Source organism: Fontibacillus panacisegetis (assembly GCF_900102215.1).
Lineage (GTDB): Bacteria > Bacillota > Bacilli > Paenibacillales > Paenibacillaceae > Fontibacillus > Fontibacillus panacisegetis.
On the sequence record NZ_FNBG01000011.1, the window covers coordinates 101,763 to 116,109 of the forward strand.

Here is a 14,347-nt window from a genome sequence, read left to right on the forward strand (position 1 = left end):
GCTATTGATTACTTTACCATAGCCTATCCATAGATTTCAACTTACGCAAAAAACGGCATAAACCCAGTTGTGATGCGGGTTTATGCCGTTTAGAAAACCTTTCTTGCACTAGTATTTTGTTTACAAATATGTGAATGTTACCGCTATCATGCCTGCCATTTCAACAGATATCATCATTCTTTTAACAATTTTATCATTTTAGCATACTCTGATTTATCGAGATATTTCGACAATATCTGTTCAATTTCTATCATTTCTGTCTCCGTTAACCCATCCTCCATCGCCTCGGTTAGCTTCTGCATCTCCTCCTGAGGCAATTTAGACATAAGGATCTTGAATACCTCTTCTTTATCCGTATCCGCCAATTCATCCTTTTTCGCAACCAACTCGTCTGGTGTGACCAGTACCTGATCCTGCTGCCCTATCTGACCCTGCTGCTGATTCTGCTCATTTCCTGTCCCCGCCGCCCCTAAAGATGACCCTGAAGATATACCTCCCATCACTGGAAGAGCATCCTCCCCAGCGTTCTGCTCAGTCACACTCTGCCCCTGCTTCCCCTTGTCGGATTTCGTCTGATCTGCATCTGAAAATCCGAGCATACCTTTTACCATTCCACCAAGGCTTGGAGCCTGTCCACTTATGGGCAAATTATAACTGCTAAGCAATGACTGAATATACGAGTTTACTACGTAGCCCGTAGTCATAATTGTAAGTACGCTAACCATAACGATCGTTAATGACAGTCTCAGTAACCATCCAATCCATTTCATCTGTAAAATCCTCCTCTGCCTCCTACTCTTCTATTTTCAGTATGGACGGCAAAGGGACAATTCAACCTTACCCACTCTAACAAGATACTTGTTTTTTGAAACTAGGGGGACTAGGTGGCTTATTTCGTTTTTTATTTGACTATTTCAATTCTAGTAGCAGCCGTACGTATTATTCTGCTTTCTTCATATTTTCCGTTTGTCCATACATTAACACAGTCGCCAATCTTGGGGTTTTCTGTAATTTCCCCTGTGTTAACTTCAAATACTTTCGTTTGGTACTGAGAAATAATTTCTCTTGTTGTTTTATCTTTTACCTCTTCTTCTGTTAAGTCAGTTGCGATAATGATACTTGTACTATTCTTTTCAATTACAATTCCTTGAATGTCCATTTCTTCACCTACTTGTTGGGTTTGTTCAATTGTTGAGTTATTTATAAAAAATTTATCGTTAACATTACAGCCAATTAAGTTAGCTGCGAAAAGTAAGGTAAAAAAATTTTTTTTCATATGCTTCCTCCATATCGTTTCTTTAACGAGAAGACGTATGCAACTCTGGAAATGTTTCAAGTAGTATGGAAAAAAAGACCTTTCCGAGAGTAAATGATCAGGAAAGGTCTTACTATATTAATTATTTAACCATGTTACAGGCGTTATGCCTAGTCGACTCTGCACATGAGTTACATGACTATATACCCGATAGGTTACCCCACTTGATGTGTAGCTGCCTTTGTGTACACCTTTGAGCTCCCCATTATTATTATTCCAAATCGTACCGCCACTGTCACCTCCTGCAGAAATATAATTGGCAACCCGCATTGAGTTATGCCAAACACTTCCATATACTGGATCATTCCAATACTGGCTATTATTCTTACTAAGTAGTGTGCCACAACTATTTCCATTCATTCCAGATTTACAGCATTATTGAGGTATCGATAAAAATCGGGATTCTTTTGACATTTATATATTCGAACAGAAGAGGAAAAAAACGCCATCTAGTGGGAGAAAACGAGGTACCTGACGAACAGGATATGTATATAATTCCTATATGTTAAGACATGAAAAAAAAATTTATAAGTTACTAGTCTTAATTTATATCGAGGTGGAAATTTATTTACTAATTATCCACCTCGAATACTCATCACTGAAGTTTCTATGCAATACGTTATTTTAATAGATCGGCAATACTTGATTTGTTTGGCTGCGGTTACGACCTACGGAGAAGATCGCAATCGGAATACCTGTCAGCTCGGATACGCGTTTTACATAATTGCGAGTTGTCTCAGGCAAGTCTTCGAGTGTCTTTGCACCGCTAATATCCTCACTCCAGCCTGGGAGCTCTTCATACACTGCTTCACATTCTGCCAGCATTTTGAGACTAGCTGGGTAGTAAGTAATAATTTCACCGCGATATTTGTAGCCAGTACAAATTTTAACTGTCTCAAGTCCAGTAAGTACATCCAATGAGTTCAATGAAAGACCGGTCAAGCCGCTAACACGACGAGCATGACGGACAACAACACTATCGAACCAGCCCACCCGGCGAGGGCGACCTGTTACTGTACCGTACTCATGACCAGTTTCACGGATGAAATCACCGATTTCATCTTTAAGTTCCGTAGGGAATGGGCCATCACCGACACGAGTAGTGTAGGATTTAGCTACCCCAATCACTTGACTGATCTTGGAAGGACCCACGCCAGAGCCGATGCAGACACCGCCTGCAGACGGATTCGAGGACGTTACAAACGGATATGTTCCTTGGTCAATGTCCAGCATAACGCCTTGAGCGCCTTCAAACAGTACCTTTCTATTATCATCAATCGCATCGTTCAATACGACTGAAGTATCTGTAACATAAGGACGAATCAATTCTGCATATTCCAGATATTGTTTCAATATTTCTTCAACATCAAGCGGCTCAGCACCGTATACCTGCTCAATGATATGATTCTTCTCTTTCATCATATGGCGCAGCTTGAGCTCGAACTCCTCAGCATCAAGCAGGTCTGCAATCCGAATACCATTACGAGCTGCTTTATCCATATAAGCCGGGCCGATCCCTTTACGAGTCGTACCGATCTTGTTATCACCTTTACGGTCTTCTTCAAGTCCATCAAGAACTAAATGATATGGCATAATGACATGCGCACGATCACTAATAACCAGATTCTTCGTGCTGAAGCCATTCTCATGAATATAACCAATTTCCTCAAGCAAGGCTGCAGGGTTCACGACCATACCATTACCGATTACACACTTCTTATCTTCATAGAACACACCCGACGGAATCAGACTAAGTTTGTATTTCTTACCGTCGATGAGGATGGTATGACCGGCGTTGTTGCCACCTTGATAACGGGCCACCACATCTGCGCTCTCTGCGAGATAATCCGTGATTTTACCTTTACCTTCGTCCCCCCATTGGGTCCCTACAACGACTACTGTTGACATGTTCATTCCTCCGCCTGGTGCCACCGCACCTGTATTTGCATTGTTAAATATAAGAACTCAATTAATAACATTACACGTCATTTTACTGCCTTAGGCAGCAATATTAGTTTAACAGTCTCCATTTTCAAAGTCAAATCAAAGACGAACAATTAAGGGCTCAATTCCTCAATTGTTCGTAAAAGGATCAAGTATAGGTCTTTATATGTACACTATCTTTTCTCATCCGCCCAGTTCGACGACGGTGGTCGCTAAACAATGCTAGAGGCCGCCCTAACATCAACAACTTCAGAGAATACAAAACGCACCTCATACAAAAAACGGGCTGACTTATTTCGTCAGCCCGCAAATGCATCTGTATGCGCTCGTTCATAATTTGCAAATTTATTAAAATTTTTCAAGAATACGAGCTCAACTGTTCCTACCGGACCATTCCGCTGTTTAGCAATAATAATCTCGATAATATTCTTCTTCTCCGTCTCTTGATTATAGTAATCATCACGATAGAGGAACGCTACAATATCAGCATCCTGCTCTATAGAACCAGACTCCCGTAAGTCAGACATCATCGGTCGCTTATCCTGCCGTTGCTCTACACCCCGGCTAAGCTGCGATAACGCAATTACAGGCACTTCTAATTCCCGAGCAATCTGCTTGAGTGTACGGGAAATTTCCGACACTTCCTGTTGACGGTTCTCGCCCGGCTTGCCGCGGCCGTGAATAAGCTGCAAATAGTCAATGAGGATCATGCCGAGCCCCTTCTCCTTCTTCAGCCGCCGGCATTTCGCCCGAATATCGGCCACAGTAATACCTGGTGTATCATCGATATAAATCTCCGCTTCCGACAGGGCTGCAATTCCCATTGTCAGCTTGGACCAATCATCATCGCCCTTAAAATCACCTGTACGCATCACACCTGCATCAAGGTTCGCCTCCGCACAAATCATACGCTGAACAAGCTGAGGAGCTGACATTTCCAGACTAAAGATCGCAACCGTCTCTCTGGCCCGCACTGCCACATTCTGCGCAATATTAAGTGCAAATGCAGTTTTACCTACGGAAGGCCGCGCCGCTACAATAATAAGATCGTTGCGCTGAAAACCGGAGGTCATCTTGTCCAAATCAACAAAACCTGACGGTATCCCCGTCGTATTTCCCCGGTTTTGATGCAATACTTCAACCCGCTCGAACACATCCATCAGGACATCGCGTATCGCAATAAATCCGCTGCCTGAACGGCGATTGGAAATTTCCAGTATATTACGCTCGGCCTCGCTGAGCATTCCAGCAACATCTTCTCCACCTGTATAGCCGTCGCTGACTATTTGTGTCGCTGTACGGATCAATCTACGCAGCATCGATTTTTCTTCGATAATACGTGCGTAATAATCCACATTAGCTGCCGTTGGTACAGCATGAGCCAGCTTGGCCAAATAGCTTACACCGCCGACATCATCCAGCTCACCCCGGTCCTGAAGACGTGCTGTCAATGTAACGAGGTCGATCGGCTGACCTTCCTCGCCAAGCTGCACCATCGCCTCGTAGATCAGCTGATGAGGCTTGTCATAGAAATCTTCCGTTCTTACCCGCTCCATCGCGGTAATGAGCGCCTCGGACTGGAGCAATATGGCTCCAAGCACCGCCTGTTCCGCCTCCAGATTTTGCGGGGGAATCCGGTCGTAAAACAGATCTCCGCTCATCCTGCTACTCCTCCGTAACTTGAACCTTCAGTGTTGCTTTCACTTCGTGGTGAAGCTTCACTGGCACCTGGGTTACACCCAAAGTACGAATTGGATCATGCATTTCTATTTTACGTTTATCAATTTTCACGCCGGCTTTCTCCAGTGCTTCAGCCACTTGCTTGCTCGTAATTGCACCGAACAGTCGTCCACCTTCACCAGCCTTAGCTTTCAGACTAATCGTCATTTCCTCCAGCTTCTTGCCCAGGTTAATAGCTTCTTGCTTCTCATTTTCCTTACGTTTTACCTCAGCGGCTGTCTGATTCTCCAATGTTTTTACATTACCATCTGTAGCCAGACGTACAAGACCACGCGGAATCAGAAAATTTTGTGCATACCCTTCAGATACTTCTTTAATTTCACCTTTTTTACCTTGTCCTTTTACATCTTTCAAAAAGATTACCTTCATTCGAATAACCCCTCTTCCTTCTCTATTTGCTCCAGCACGGCCAGCAGCTTCTTCTCCGCTTCCGCCTGGGTTCCTTCAAGCTGTACTGCAGCATTGGTCAAATGACCGCCACCGCCCAAACGTTCCATCACAACCTGTACATTCATGCTGCCTAAAGAACGAGCACTAATTCCAATCAATCCGTCAGGCCGTTCACTAATTACAAACGAAGCTCTTACGTTGGTCATATTCAACAGCGTATCTGCCACCTGAGCAATCAATAGCTGCGGAATTTTACGATTAGGCTCCGTTACCGCGAGAGCAATATGTCCATGAATCATACGGGCATGCTTGATAATATCCGCCTTGGCGATGTACTCCTGCAGGTCTTCCTTCAGCAAGCGTTGTACCAGCACCGTATCCGCTCCAATTCGGCGGAGGAATGCCGCCGCTTCAAAGGTACGAGAGCCGGTATGCAGTGCAAAATGCTTCGTGTCAATCGTAATACCCGCAAGCAGTGTAGTTGCCTCTAACGAGCTAAGCTCTACCTTCTCATGAATGTACTGCAATAGCTCAGTCACGAGCTCGCATGCCGATGACGCATATGGCTCAAGGTAGACGAGTACCGCATCATTGACAAATTCCTCACCTCTACGGTGATGATCAACCACCACAACCCTGCTGGCCGCCTCAACCAGCCTAGGCTCCATCGTGATTGAGGCTTTATGCGTATCTACAAGGACAAGCAGCGTATGAGGCGTCATCATGGCCATCGCCTGATCCGGCGATACAAATCTCTTCACCAATGCCTCATCCTTCTCAACCCGCTCCATCAGTCTCTGGATACCCGGATTCGGACCATCCAGCACGATATGGGCTTCTACCTTATACATATCTGCCGCCTTCAGCACACCGATGGAAGCACCTATTACATCAAGGTCAGGCATGCGGTGCCCCATAATGATCACCCGGTCGCTCTCCTGCATCAAATCGCGCAGAGCATGTGCGATAACCCGGGCGCGGACTCGCGTCCGCTTCTCTACGGCGCCTGTCTTACCGCCGTAGAATGAAAGTCGCTGACCGGCCTTCACAGCGGCTTGGTCACCGCCCCGCCCGAGCGCCATATCCAGACTCGACTGGGCCAATTCGCCCAGCTCGCTGAAGCGCTCGGTGCCAAACGCCAAGCCGATGCTCAGCGTCATCGGCACCTTGAGGTCCGCGGTCATCTCGCGGACCTCGTCCAGAATCACGAACCGGCTGTGCTCCAGTTCGTTCAGTGACTTCTGATTCAGCATCATCAGATACCGTTCCGACGACAAGCGTCTCAAGTATACCTGATATTGCTTAGCCCACTCCGTAATAGCTGAAGCAACCCGGGCAATCAGAGCTGTACGCTGCTGATCATCCATTCCCTGTGATGCTTCATCCAAATTATCCAGCATTATAATTCCAAGCGCTGCCTTCTCATCCTCATACCGCTCACGCAGCACAGCCAGCTCTGTAATATCATGAGCATAAATGAGGCGCTCGTTGTTATCGACAATAAGCTCATAGTGACGCCCGCCCACAATAGCCTCTGTTGTTATTCTTGCGTTGGCTCCATCCTTGCCCGCAGCAGCATCCTTCTTATTATCCTTGACTGGCTGTGGCAAAGGAGGCAGTAGTTCGGACAGCGGTATACCTACAACAGTCTCCCGATTGAACATCCCACTAACAAATTGATTGTGCCATTCTACAACCCGATCCTCACTATATAGCAAAATGCCAAAAGGCAGGCGACTAACCGCCTCTCCTTCTACTCGCTTAATCCGGTACGTTAAATCGGATACATAATTAACCAGTTCCTTACGGAAACGCCGCTCCGACTGAAGCATGAAGTAAGTCAAAATAGCGACCAAACAGAGACTTACAAGCCCCAGAATCCAGTTGAAATACGAAACGAAAATAACGAGCACCAGCTCAAGCATAAATACCCATACAGTCTGGTATCCATGCCAACGTTTTTGCAGTAAATTAGGCATGCCTTCTCACCCTATCGTCCTGATCTTGTAATTCTCTCGCGCAGCGGATAGGCAATATCCATGATTCCGATGATCCACAATGGCAATATTGGAATCAATACGACTGGAATCACAAGTAATATCGGAATAACCGGGTTCCATTTCCGGTGATAAGCTGCGAAGAAGAAAAAGCTGACCGTCTGAATCATAAAGAAAAACTGCAAAAGCGGGATCATGTTCAGCAGTATCGTACCCAGAAAACCTTCCTGAGCAGACGGGCCTACAAACAATTGAATCAGAATGCCGATCAGGTAATACCAGATCAAGGAGCGCGGCAAGCGCCAATCTCGAAATGGCGGCAGCTTTGGAACAGCTTGCCCCATGCTCGCCAATGTAGGCCGAACAATCGCATGTGCAATCAATGCAATAGTCAACGAGCTGACAATGATGGTGTATGGAATCAACTGTACCATGACAGAGAATTGCTGACTTAATTCCGGAGATAATATAGCTCCTTCAGACATAGATGTGTCCGACACATTCTGCAACAATGCAACTACTAAATTGGCTAAATCCTCAATACTTTCTGCCAGGTTAAAGTTAAAAAAGACGGTGCTAATCAATAAAATCAGCAGGAACTCTACTAAAATTGCCCCCGCTCCCGACATCACCGTTCGAAGTGCAGATACCCTTTTCTTGTACATATGCCCCATCACGATCGCGGGGATCAAAAAATACACGGCTTGCAAAAGAATCAACGGACCATACACCCATGCAGCTATTACCCAGACCGGTAAGATATGCAAACTAAATGATTTAGTCGATAAGGTTGCGTACAGTAATACGCCTGGTACGATGAGGAAAAAGGCCGTGACGACGGTAAGCGGAGTAGCAAGTGACAGCAGGAGCAGCAAATAGACGACGCTCCAAGCCACCGATGTCCAGCGCAATTTCAAATGAATTCACCTCTTACGCATATGTTCTTCAAGTGTTGAAATATCCTGATACCAATCCTCAAGCTGGTGACCTTCCTGTCTATGTTTTTTTAATTTGTCCAAAATAGTATCGTCCAGTTCCTGATATGAAACCCCTAGCCTTCTGCCCAAAATATAACTGCTTACGATCAAGCTGGCTAAGCTATCCGTTACCCTTGTCGTGCTGCCTTCCCATAATGCTTTGAATAAACGGGATATGTGATCGACTACTTCCGTTTTGAGCCATTCAATCACCTTGGCGCGTTTGGCCACATCCAATTCCCTTTGCATGGCAGACAGCTTCCATCCTCTCCATAAAAGCATTATTCTCCATTATAGCATAAAGTAATTGAGGCAAGGGATGCAAACCTATGGACAGGTTGTTATCCGTTATCTCTTTGGAACTGATGCATCCCGCGTAACGAATTTCTCACAATATTCAATAATTTGGCTACGACGAACGATGCCAATAAATCTTCCTATATCATCTACCACGGGAACGAAGTTTTGAACCTTCGCCAAATTAATCAAATCTGCCATATCGGCGTCAATGGATACCGGCTTTATATTCATTTTAAGTGGAACATCGCTAAGTGGAAATTTTGAAGCGGTCTCAAAAGTTACCTTGCCTCCGGAATTTTTCATATACCATAACAAGTCACCCTCAGTTACCGTTCCTACATACTCGCCATCTTCACCGATTATCGGCACTGCCGTATACCTATGAAACTCCATTCTTTCTAGTGTCTGCCGCAAAGTTGAATCCAGCGTAACCGCCACTACATCATTCTTCGGCAGTAAAAAAAACGCAATATTCATATAAATGAATCCTCCTTCTAACTAAATAAACCAAATCAACACCTTGTTGCAGTTGTTTAATTACGTTCCATAAATATTTGTTCCGCCACTTGAGTGAAATCGGCAGCCGGATCACCGGACTGCCGAACTATCTACTTATCTCTTATCCTTAAGTTATGACGACTAATGAGTACTCATTCTTTGCTTACTGCTTGATTATTTGATGACTCGGTCGTTGATGCCTTGGCATCCCGAGATTCCGGCATTAACAATTGGCTTGATTCCGTCTCAGCATCAGACCAGCTTTTGATCATTTCCTTAGCGTACTGGACATCCTCTTCATTTGCGGCATCATAAAATATTCCGTTTTTACGGAAGCCTTCACCCATAATGGTAAATCCACTAATAGATGGACTATCTCCTAATAACACTTGCTTAGACAAATCAATAATATAGCTTGGCAGCATATCTGTCTTGAAGTTCTCACCCAGCATATCCATTAATTCAGGAATTTTAGAGACCTGATCCAGCTTCAGCATTCGATCCACAATCGCATTCAAAAATATTTGATGTCGTTTGGTTCGATTAAAGTCACTATCCTCACGATAACGTACAAAGTTCAACGCTTCCTGGCCATCGTAAAGAGGCTTACCTGCCTTAATCGTAAATTTCTCATGATCCTTCTGCTTGTTCACAATATCTTTGGTGATCGGAAGCTCAACACCACCGAGCGCATCAACCACTTGCTTTAAGCCCTCAAAGTTAATGGCAGCATAATAATCAACCGGACTGCTTAAGAAGTTCTCTACAGTATCCTTAGCCATCTTCTCCCCGCCAAAAACATAAGCATGGTTAATCTTGTCGTCCTTGTCTCTGCCAACAATCTCGGTATACGTATCCCGTGGAATGGATATAAGTAGAACCTTAGATTCCTCTGGCCGAACTACTGCGTAAATCATCGTGTCAGAACGGGCTGGTTCGCTCTTCCTCTGGTCCACCCCTAATAAAAGTATACTAAATGGCTTCATTTTTTGCTCGGGTGCCACACTCTTCTGTTCCTCGCCCTCAAGCGGGGAATATGATTTCTCCAACTTCTGTTCTACCTGACCTGAGAGAAATAGATCAAACGCCATGACTGCGAGAGATTTGCGAAAGGTATAAGCACCTGCACCAACGATTACTATAATTAAAAGCGTTATGAGCGCTACTTTACCGCGATTTCGTTTGTTTTTCTTGCTTTTATTTCGTTCTATCATTACATACCTCCATCTTATTTTATTTCTTTTGTAACTCTAGTTATTCTCTAATCATTAAGTGTAAACGTAAACTTTCGGAGAAAAGATACAATATCTTCATGTTTCTCTATCGATTCGTACTATAACATATAGGATAATTTCCATTCAACTCAAAGAAGCCCCCACTAATGTGGACTTCCAGAAAAATGACTATTTTTTTACAAATTTACTACGAAAATTTGAATTTATTTGTATTTATTCCCCCATTTTCGAATATAACAAAAAATCCCCTTGTTTCAACAAGAGGATAATCTCTTGTCTACTACAAGGGGATTTATACCGAAATCGGTTAGATTACTCAGTAGTGTACGGAAGCAATGCGATTTGACGGGAGCGTTTGATTGCAATCGTCAAAAGGCGTTGATACTTCGCACTTGTACCAGTTACACGACGTGGCAAAATTTTACCGCGTTCGCTAATGAATTTCTTAAGGAGTTCAGTATCTTTATAATCAATGTGAGTAATTTTGTTCACAGTGAAGAAACATACTTTACGACGTTTGTTACGTCCGCCACGGCGAGCCGGTCTTTTGTCGTCTCCGCCTTCTCTTTGCTTGAAGCTCATACTGTTCAGTCCTTTCCCTTATTAAAATGGCAAATCGTCATCCGAAATATCGATCGGTTTCCCGTCATCGGAGAATGGATCATTCTGATTGCTACGAGGAGAATTGCTGCGACTAGCATTGCCAGCGCCGCCTCCAAATGGAGCCTCTTCTCGTTGTCCGCCGCCACCTGATCCGCCTTCGCGGTTGGATTCCAAGAAACGAACATTATCAGCAATAACTTCAGTTACGTATACACGCTTACCTTCGTTATTCTCGTAATTCCGCACTTGAATTCGTCCTTCCACAGCCGTTAGACGACCTTTACGCAAATAATTTGCACAAGTCTCAGCAAGCTGTCTCCAGGTTACTACTGGAATAAAATCCGCTTCACGTTCTCCACCCTGCGATGTAAACGGTCTGTCCACAGCAATTGTGAACTGAGTAACTGCAACACCAGACGGCGTATAACGTAATTCCGGATCTTTGGTAAGACGTCCTATAAGAATGACACGGTTCAACAATCAAATCCCCTCCTTCGGGCTAATGCATACTAAACTTAATCTTAGGCAACGTCTTTAGTAATGAGATAACGGATAACCTCGTCGGAAATCTTCAGAATCCGCTCAAGCTCAGCAACAACTTCTGGAGTTGCAGTGAAGTTCACAAGTACGTAAACTCCATCACGGATTTTGTTAATCTCATACGCAAGCCGGCGTTTGCCCATCACGTCATGCTTAGTAATTTCACCGCCGTTTTGGATGATGCCTTGGAATTTTTCGACTACAGCTTGAACAGCTTCTTGCTCAAGATCAGGACGAACAATGTACATCACTTCATATTTGCGCATATATTTCACCTCCTCTTGGACTATGGCCCCCAATTTGTTAGCCTTGGGAGCAAGGAACGAGCATCAACTCGCACCATAATAATATACCAAATTGGCTTCATCACTGCAAGTACGACTATTCCAGTTTTACATGAAATATCGCCTGACAACACACAATATATATGTTTCCCGGACATATATGTCCGCGATCTTCCAATAGATCGTCATCACGAAAGGAGAATCATTATGGGTGAAAAGACAGAATTTGAACCAGGCGACAAGGCGCCAAATCCCGGTGTATATACTGAGGTTGGAGAGGCGCGAAGCTTCCACACTCAAATTAAAGATCCCAAGCGCATAACCATGGAACGCGGCGAAACATTTCCTGATACATCTAATAAGGACCGCAAATGGAAAAAGGCCGAAAAAGCCCGTGTACACTAATTTAAATTTTTTTGAATAAAAAGATCCGGCCTGAGCATAATACACTTAGACGGCGATGCATTAGAGAGGTGTGGTTCCGTTGGAGCATTCCGCGAAACAAACCGTTCGGAGTTCTTATTCACTACCCTGTAGAAGCCAAGATCATGAATTAACGAAGACCCCTCTTCTTTAGTTCATGTGCTGATGCACAAATCGAAAGTTTCTTAAAGTAGTAAGAAAAAATTCCAAATTTGCACGCCGTCAACCAAGGAAGAACCCTTTTGGGGTTCTTCCTTTTTCGTAATACACATCTAACATAAAAAACCTCCTACGCAACAAACGCAGAAGGTTATACATTTCAACTTATTATGGATTAATTTAATGTGGCGGAGAGGGTGGGATTCGAACCCACGCACGCCTTGCGACGCCTAATTGATTTCGAGTCAACCCCCTTGGGCCTCTTGGGTACCTCTCCACAGTAAGATTAATTGTATCATGATTTTCATTGATTTGCAATAGTCTTGAAAATCGGAAACAATATCCTGCTGTACACTACTATTGAGTACGATTCTTCCGTTTACTCCTCTATATTACTAGGTCCACCTTCACTATCTAACGCACTCATGTTATTTGCTGAACGCAATACTTTTCTCATGTTTTTCTCAAACTTTGCCCTGGGTACAAGCACACTATGTTTGCAGCCTACACATTTTATTCGAATATCCATACCCATCCGGATAATTTCCATTTCATTGCTCCCACATGGATGATTCTTCTTCATTAATACAACATCACCCAATTGGAATACCTTTCGTTCCATGTTCTTCCCCCTCTTTCCTCTTAATTCTTCGTTACAGATGTCAGCCGTAAAGTTTCCATTTCCTCCAGAGCTTCCTTTGCATACATCTGTATTTGACGTTCTACGCTCGTTCTTACACTTGGGGAACACTCCACAGCAATCCGTATCACATATTCACTCGTTGTAAGCGATTGAACACCGAGTACATTAGGCGCCTGAGCAACTTCCTCACTATTCTCATTAAGCCTCATCATAGCCTTCTTTAACAGATCAAGACTATCCTCAAGCTTTTCTGTATTACTAAATGGCAAATCTACAACCGCCAATGCAGTGCCTATTGAAAAGTTGGTTACATTCGTGATCATTCCATTCGGAATGATATGCACCTCTCCTGTCCAGCTTACAAGCCGCGTGGAGCGCAGTCCGATAATTTCTACTGTACCCTTCAGATTTCCTGTCTGGATGACGTCACCAACTGCAAATTGATCCTCTAAAATAATGAAAAACCCTGTTATAACATCCTTTACTAAGCTCTGGGCGCCAAAACCAATCGCTAGACCTAGTACACCAGCCCCTGCCAGCAGTGGTGCAAGCTCAAATCCAACCTCACCCAAAATCAGCATCCCCATAATCAAATTACTTGCGATCCACGTTATATTTTTAAGTAACTCACCAACAGTAACTAATCTGCGAGGATTCATTTGAAGACGACTTTTTTCTCTCCGATCTAGAGATCGATCTATAACTTTATAAATCACTCGCACAAAAATACGTGTTATCAAAAAGATCAGAATAATTTTTATACTTGCAAATAAAACATGCTGCCACATTTCTGCATCCGTAAACCAATTCCAGATTCGATCCTTCCAGGTTATAGCCTCTTCCAATACTTCACCTACTTTCTCAGTAACTTGCTCAGTAACCTGCTCCGTAAGTAATAATCCTGTTATCATTAAATCCCCTCATTTATATCGTGATGTTATCGTATCCTGTGTCGGTTAGGATGAATATCCCCCTAATTTCTACAGACTCGTTCTTGATGATCTCTTTCACGAGGGACAGAGAACTCTCCGCAAATTGTATAGACAATGCACATCCCGCAGTGATCTCCTTCGGTGTTGGAAATAAATCAATATCTACCTCTGCAAATTCAAGCAGCATTTCAGCACGTAAAGCCTGCTGAGTAGAATCAAACGCCATTACAAGCATCTCATGCATATTGTTCCCTCTTTCCCCTGAACGCTACTTCACCTTTCCTTAAACACAACTTTAGTCGGAGTATACAATTCACTTATTTTCCATATACTATCTACTAATCTTTAAAGCACCTTCTGAAACTTT

At 43.8% G+C, this 14,347-nt stretch carries 18 protein-coding genes and 1 tRNA gene; 1 reads left to right on the forward strand and 18 read right to left on the reverse strand.

Features of this window, described 5'->3' with window-relative positions; genetic code table 11:
• Positions 1-173: 173 nt before the first annotated feature.
• The 14 genes from BLS49_RS11295 to rpsF all read right to left on the reverse strand — a co-directional run bounded on the left by BLS49_RS11295 (position 174) and on the right by rpsF (position 11,805).
• On the reverse strand, positions 174-770 hold the full coding sequence (locus tag BLS49_RS11295; protein ID WP_091229954.1) for a hypothetical protein: 597 nt from the start codon (positions 768-770) through the stop codon (positions 174-176).
• Positions 771-901: 131 nt separating this feature from the next.
• A complete protein-coding gene (locus tag BLS49_RS11300) occupies positions 902-1,276 on the reverse strand; it encodes a DUF3221 domain-containing protein (protein ID WP_091229956.1) in 375 nt (124 codons plus the stop codon).
• A 117-nt stretch (positions 1,277-1,393) separates the two neighbouring features.
• Positions 1,394-1,675: a chymotrypsin family serine protease gene (locus tag BLS49_RS24550; RefSeq protein ID WP_139173130.1), complete on the reverse strand. Its 282-nt coding sequence runs from the start codon at positions 1,673-1,675 to the stop codon at positions 1,394-1,396.
• Between the two features lie 264 nt (positions 1,676-1,939).
• Entirely contained in the window at positions 1,940-3,223 is a 1,284-nt protein-coding gene (locus tag BLS49_RS11305; RefSeq protein ID WP_091229958.1) for an adenylosuccinate synthase, read from the reverse strand.
• A 335-nt stretch (positions 3,224-3,558) separates the two neighbouring features.
• On the reverse strand, positions 3,559-4,920 hold the full coding sequence (dnaB, locus tag BLS49_RS11310; protein WP_091229960.1) for a replicative DNA helicase: 1,362 nt from the start codon (positions 4,918-4,920) through the stop codon (positions 3,559-3,561).
• A gap of 4 nt (positions 4,921-4,924) precedes the next feature.
• On the reverse strand, positions 4,925-5,368 hold the full coding sequence (rplI, locus tag BLS49_RS11315; RefSeq protein WP_091229963.1) for a 50S ribosomal protein L9: 444 nt from the start codon (positions 5,366-5,368) through the stop codon (positions 4,925-4,927).
• Complete coding sequence (locus BLS49_RS11320) at positions 5,365-7,368, reverse strand: DHH family phosphoesterase (protein ID WP_091229967.1); 2,004 nt, start codon at positions 7,366-7,368, stop codon at positions 5,365-5,367. Before BLS49_RS11320 ends, rplI begins: the two co-directional genes overlap by 4 nt.
• Before the next feature lie 11 nt (positions 7,369-7,379).
• Positions 7,380-8,303, reverse strand: coding sequence for a DUF2232 domain-containing protein (locus tag BLS49_RS11325; protein ID WP_091229970.1), 924 nt, complete (start codon positions 8,301-8,303; stop codon positions 7,380-7,382).
• Between the two features lie 6 nt (positions 8,304-8,309).
• On the reverse strand, positions 8,310-8,612 hold the full coding sequence (locus BLS49_RS11330) for a MazG-like family protein (RefSeq protein ID WP_175471382.1): 303 nt from the start codon (positions 8,610-8,612) through the stop codon (positions 8,310-8,312).
• A gap of 99 nt (positions 8,613-8,711) precedes the next feature.
• On the reverse strand, positions 8,712-9,140 hold the full coding sequence (locus BLS49_RS11335; protein WP_091229973.1) for a CBS domain-containing protein: 429 nt from the start codon (positions 9,138-9,140) through the stop codon (positions 8,712-8,714).
• Positions 9,141-9,313: 173 nt separating this feature from the next.
• On the reverse strand, positions 9,314-10,375 hold the full coding sequence (locus tag BLS49_RS11340; protein ID WP_091229974.1) for an LCP family protein: 1,062 nt from the start codon (positions 10,373-10,375) through the stop codon (positions 9,314-9,316).
• A gap of 333 nt (positions 10,376-10,708) precedes the next feature.
• Positions 10,709-10,978, reverse strand: coding sequence for a 30S ribosomal protein S18 (gene rpsR, locus BLS49_RS11345; protein WP_018750422.1), 270 nt, complete (start codon positions 10,976-10,978; stop codon positions 10,709-10,711).
• 21 nt (positions 10,979-10,999) lie between these two features.
• Positions 11,000-11,479: a single-stranded DNA-binding protein gene (ssb, locus tag BLS49_RS11350; protein ID WP_091229980.1), complete on the reverse strand. Its 480-nt coding sequence runs from the start codon at positions 11,477-11,479 to the stop codon at positions 11,000-11,002.
• Positions 11,480-11,520: 41 nt separating this feature from the next.
• Positions 11,521-11,805, reverse strand: a complete 285-nt coding sequence (gene rpsF, locus BLS49_RS11355) for a 30S ribosomal protein S6 (RefSeq protein WP_091229983.1) — start codon at positions 11,803-11,805, stop codon at positions 11,521-11,523.
• Between the two features lie 225 nt (positions 11,806-12,030).
• Here rpsF and BLS49_RS11360 point away from each other — a divergent pair, with 225 nt between their 5' ends.
• Entirely contained in the window at positions 12,031-12,228 is a 198-nt protein-coding gene (locus BLS49_RS11360) for a YjzC family protein (protein WP_091229986.1), read from the forward strand.
• 363 nt (positions 12,229-12,591) lie between these two features.
• On the opposite strand, the gene BLS49_RS11365 is transcribed toward BLS49_RS11360, so the two are convergent.
• From BLS49_RS11365 to BLS49_RS11380, 4 genes are all read right to left on the reverse strand, one after another.
• Positions 12,592-12,682 (reverse strand) — tRNA-Ser (locus BLS49_RS11365).
• 102 nt (positions 12,683-12,784) lie between these two features.
• Complete coding sequence (locus tag BLS49_RS11370) at positions 12,785-13,027, reverse strand: DUF951 domain-containing protein (RefSeq protein ID WP_091229989.1); 243 nt, start codon at positions 13,025-13,027, stop codon at positions 12,785-12,787.
• Positions 13,028-13,047: 20 nt separating this feature from the next.
• Positions 13,048-13,836 (reverse strand): mechanosensitive ion channel family protein, encoded by a 789-nt coding sequence (locus BLS49_RS11375; RefSeq protein ID WP_483864554.1) that lies wholly within the window; start codon positions 13,834-13,836, stop codon positions 13,048-13,050.
• 136 nt (positions 13,837-13,972) lie between these two features.
• On the reverse strand, positions 13,973-14,224 hold the full coding sequence (locus tag BLS49_RS11380; RefSeq protein ID WP_091229995.1) for a putative Se/S carrier protein: 252 nt from the start codon (positions 14,222-14,224) through the stop codon (positions 13,973-13,975).
• Positions 14,225-14,347: the final 123 nt, after the last annotated feature.

Excerpts from the sequence above, each read along its gene's own strand:
- BLS49_RS11295 (WP_091229954.1), bottom strand. The coding sequence starts at position 770 with ATGAAATGGATTGGATGGTTACTGAGACTGTCATTAACGATCGTTATG.
- BLS49_RS11300 (WP_091229956.1), bottom strand. The coding sequence starts at position 1,276 with ATGAAAAAAAATTTTTTTACCTTACTTTTCGCAGCTAACTTAATTGGC.
- BLS49_RS24550 (WP_139173130.1), bottom strand. The coding sequence starts at position 1,675 with ATGAATGGAAATAGTTGTGGCACACTACTTAGTAAGAATAATAGCCAG.
- BLS49_RS11305 (WP_091229958.1), bottom strand. The coding sequence starts at position 3,223 with ATGTCAACAGTAGTCGTTGTAGGGACCCAATGGGGGGACGAAGGTAAA.
- dnaB (WP_091229960.1), bottom strand. The coding sequence starts at position 4,920 with ATGAGCGGAGATCTGTTTTACGACCGGATTCCCCCGCAAAATCTGGAG.
- rplI (WP_091229963.1), bottom strand. The coding sequence starts at position 5,368 with ATGAAGGTAATCTTTTTGAAAGATGTAAAAGGACAAGGTAAAAAAGGT.
- BLS49_RS11320 (WP_091229967.1), bottom strand. The coding sequence starts at position 7,368 with ATGCCTAATTTACTGCAAAAACGTTGGCATGGATACCAGACTGTATGG.
- BLS49_RS11330 (WP_175471382.1), bottom strand. The coding sequence starts at position 8,612 with ATGCAAAGGGAATTGGATGTGGCCAAACGCGCCAAGGTGATTGAATGG.
- BLS49_RS11335 (WP_091229973.1), bottom strand. The coding sequence starts at position 9,140 with ATGAATATTGCGTTTTTTTTACTGCCGAAGAATGATGTAGTGGCGGTT.
- BLS49_RS11340 (WP_091229974.1), bottom strand. The coding sequence starts at position 10,375 with ATGATAGAACGAAATAAAAGCAAGAAAAACAAACGAAATCGCGGTAAA.
- rpsR (WP_018750422.1), bottom strand. The coding sequence starts at position 10,978 with ATGAGCTTCAAGCAAAGAGAAGGCGGAGACGACAAAAGACCGGCTCGC.
- rpsF (WP_091229983.1), bottom strand. The coding sequence starts at position 11,805 with ATGCGCAAATATGAAGTGATGTACATTGTTCGTCCTGATCTTGAGCAA.
- BLS49_RS11360 (WP_091229986.1), top strand. The coding sequence starts at position 12,031 with ATGGGTGAAAAGACAGAATTTGAACCAGGCGACAAGGCGCCAAATCCC.
- BLS49_RS11370 (WP_091229989.1), bottom strand. The coding sequence starts at position 13,027 with ATGGAACGAAAGGTATTCCAATTGGGTGATGTTGTATTAATGAAGAAG.
- BLS49_RS11375 (WP_483864554.1), bottom strand. The coding sequence starts at position 13,836 with ATGTGGCAGCATGTTTTATTTGCAAGTATAAAAATTATTCTGATCTTT.
- BLS49_RS11380 (WP_091229995.1), bottom strand. The coding sequence starts at position 14,224 with ATGCATGAGATGCTTGTAATGGCGTTTGATTCTACTCAGCAGGCTTTA.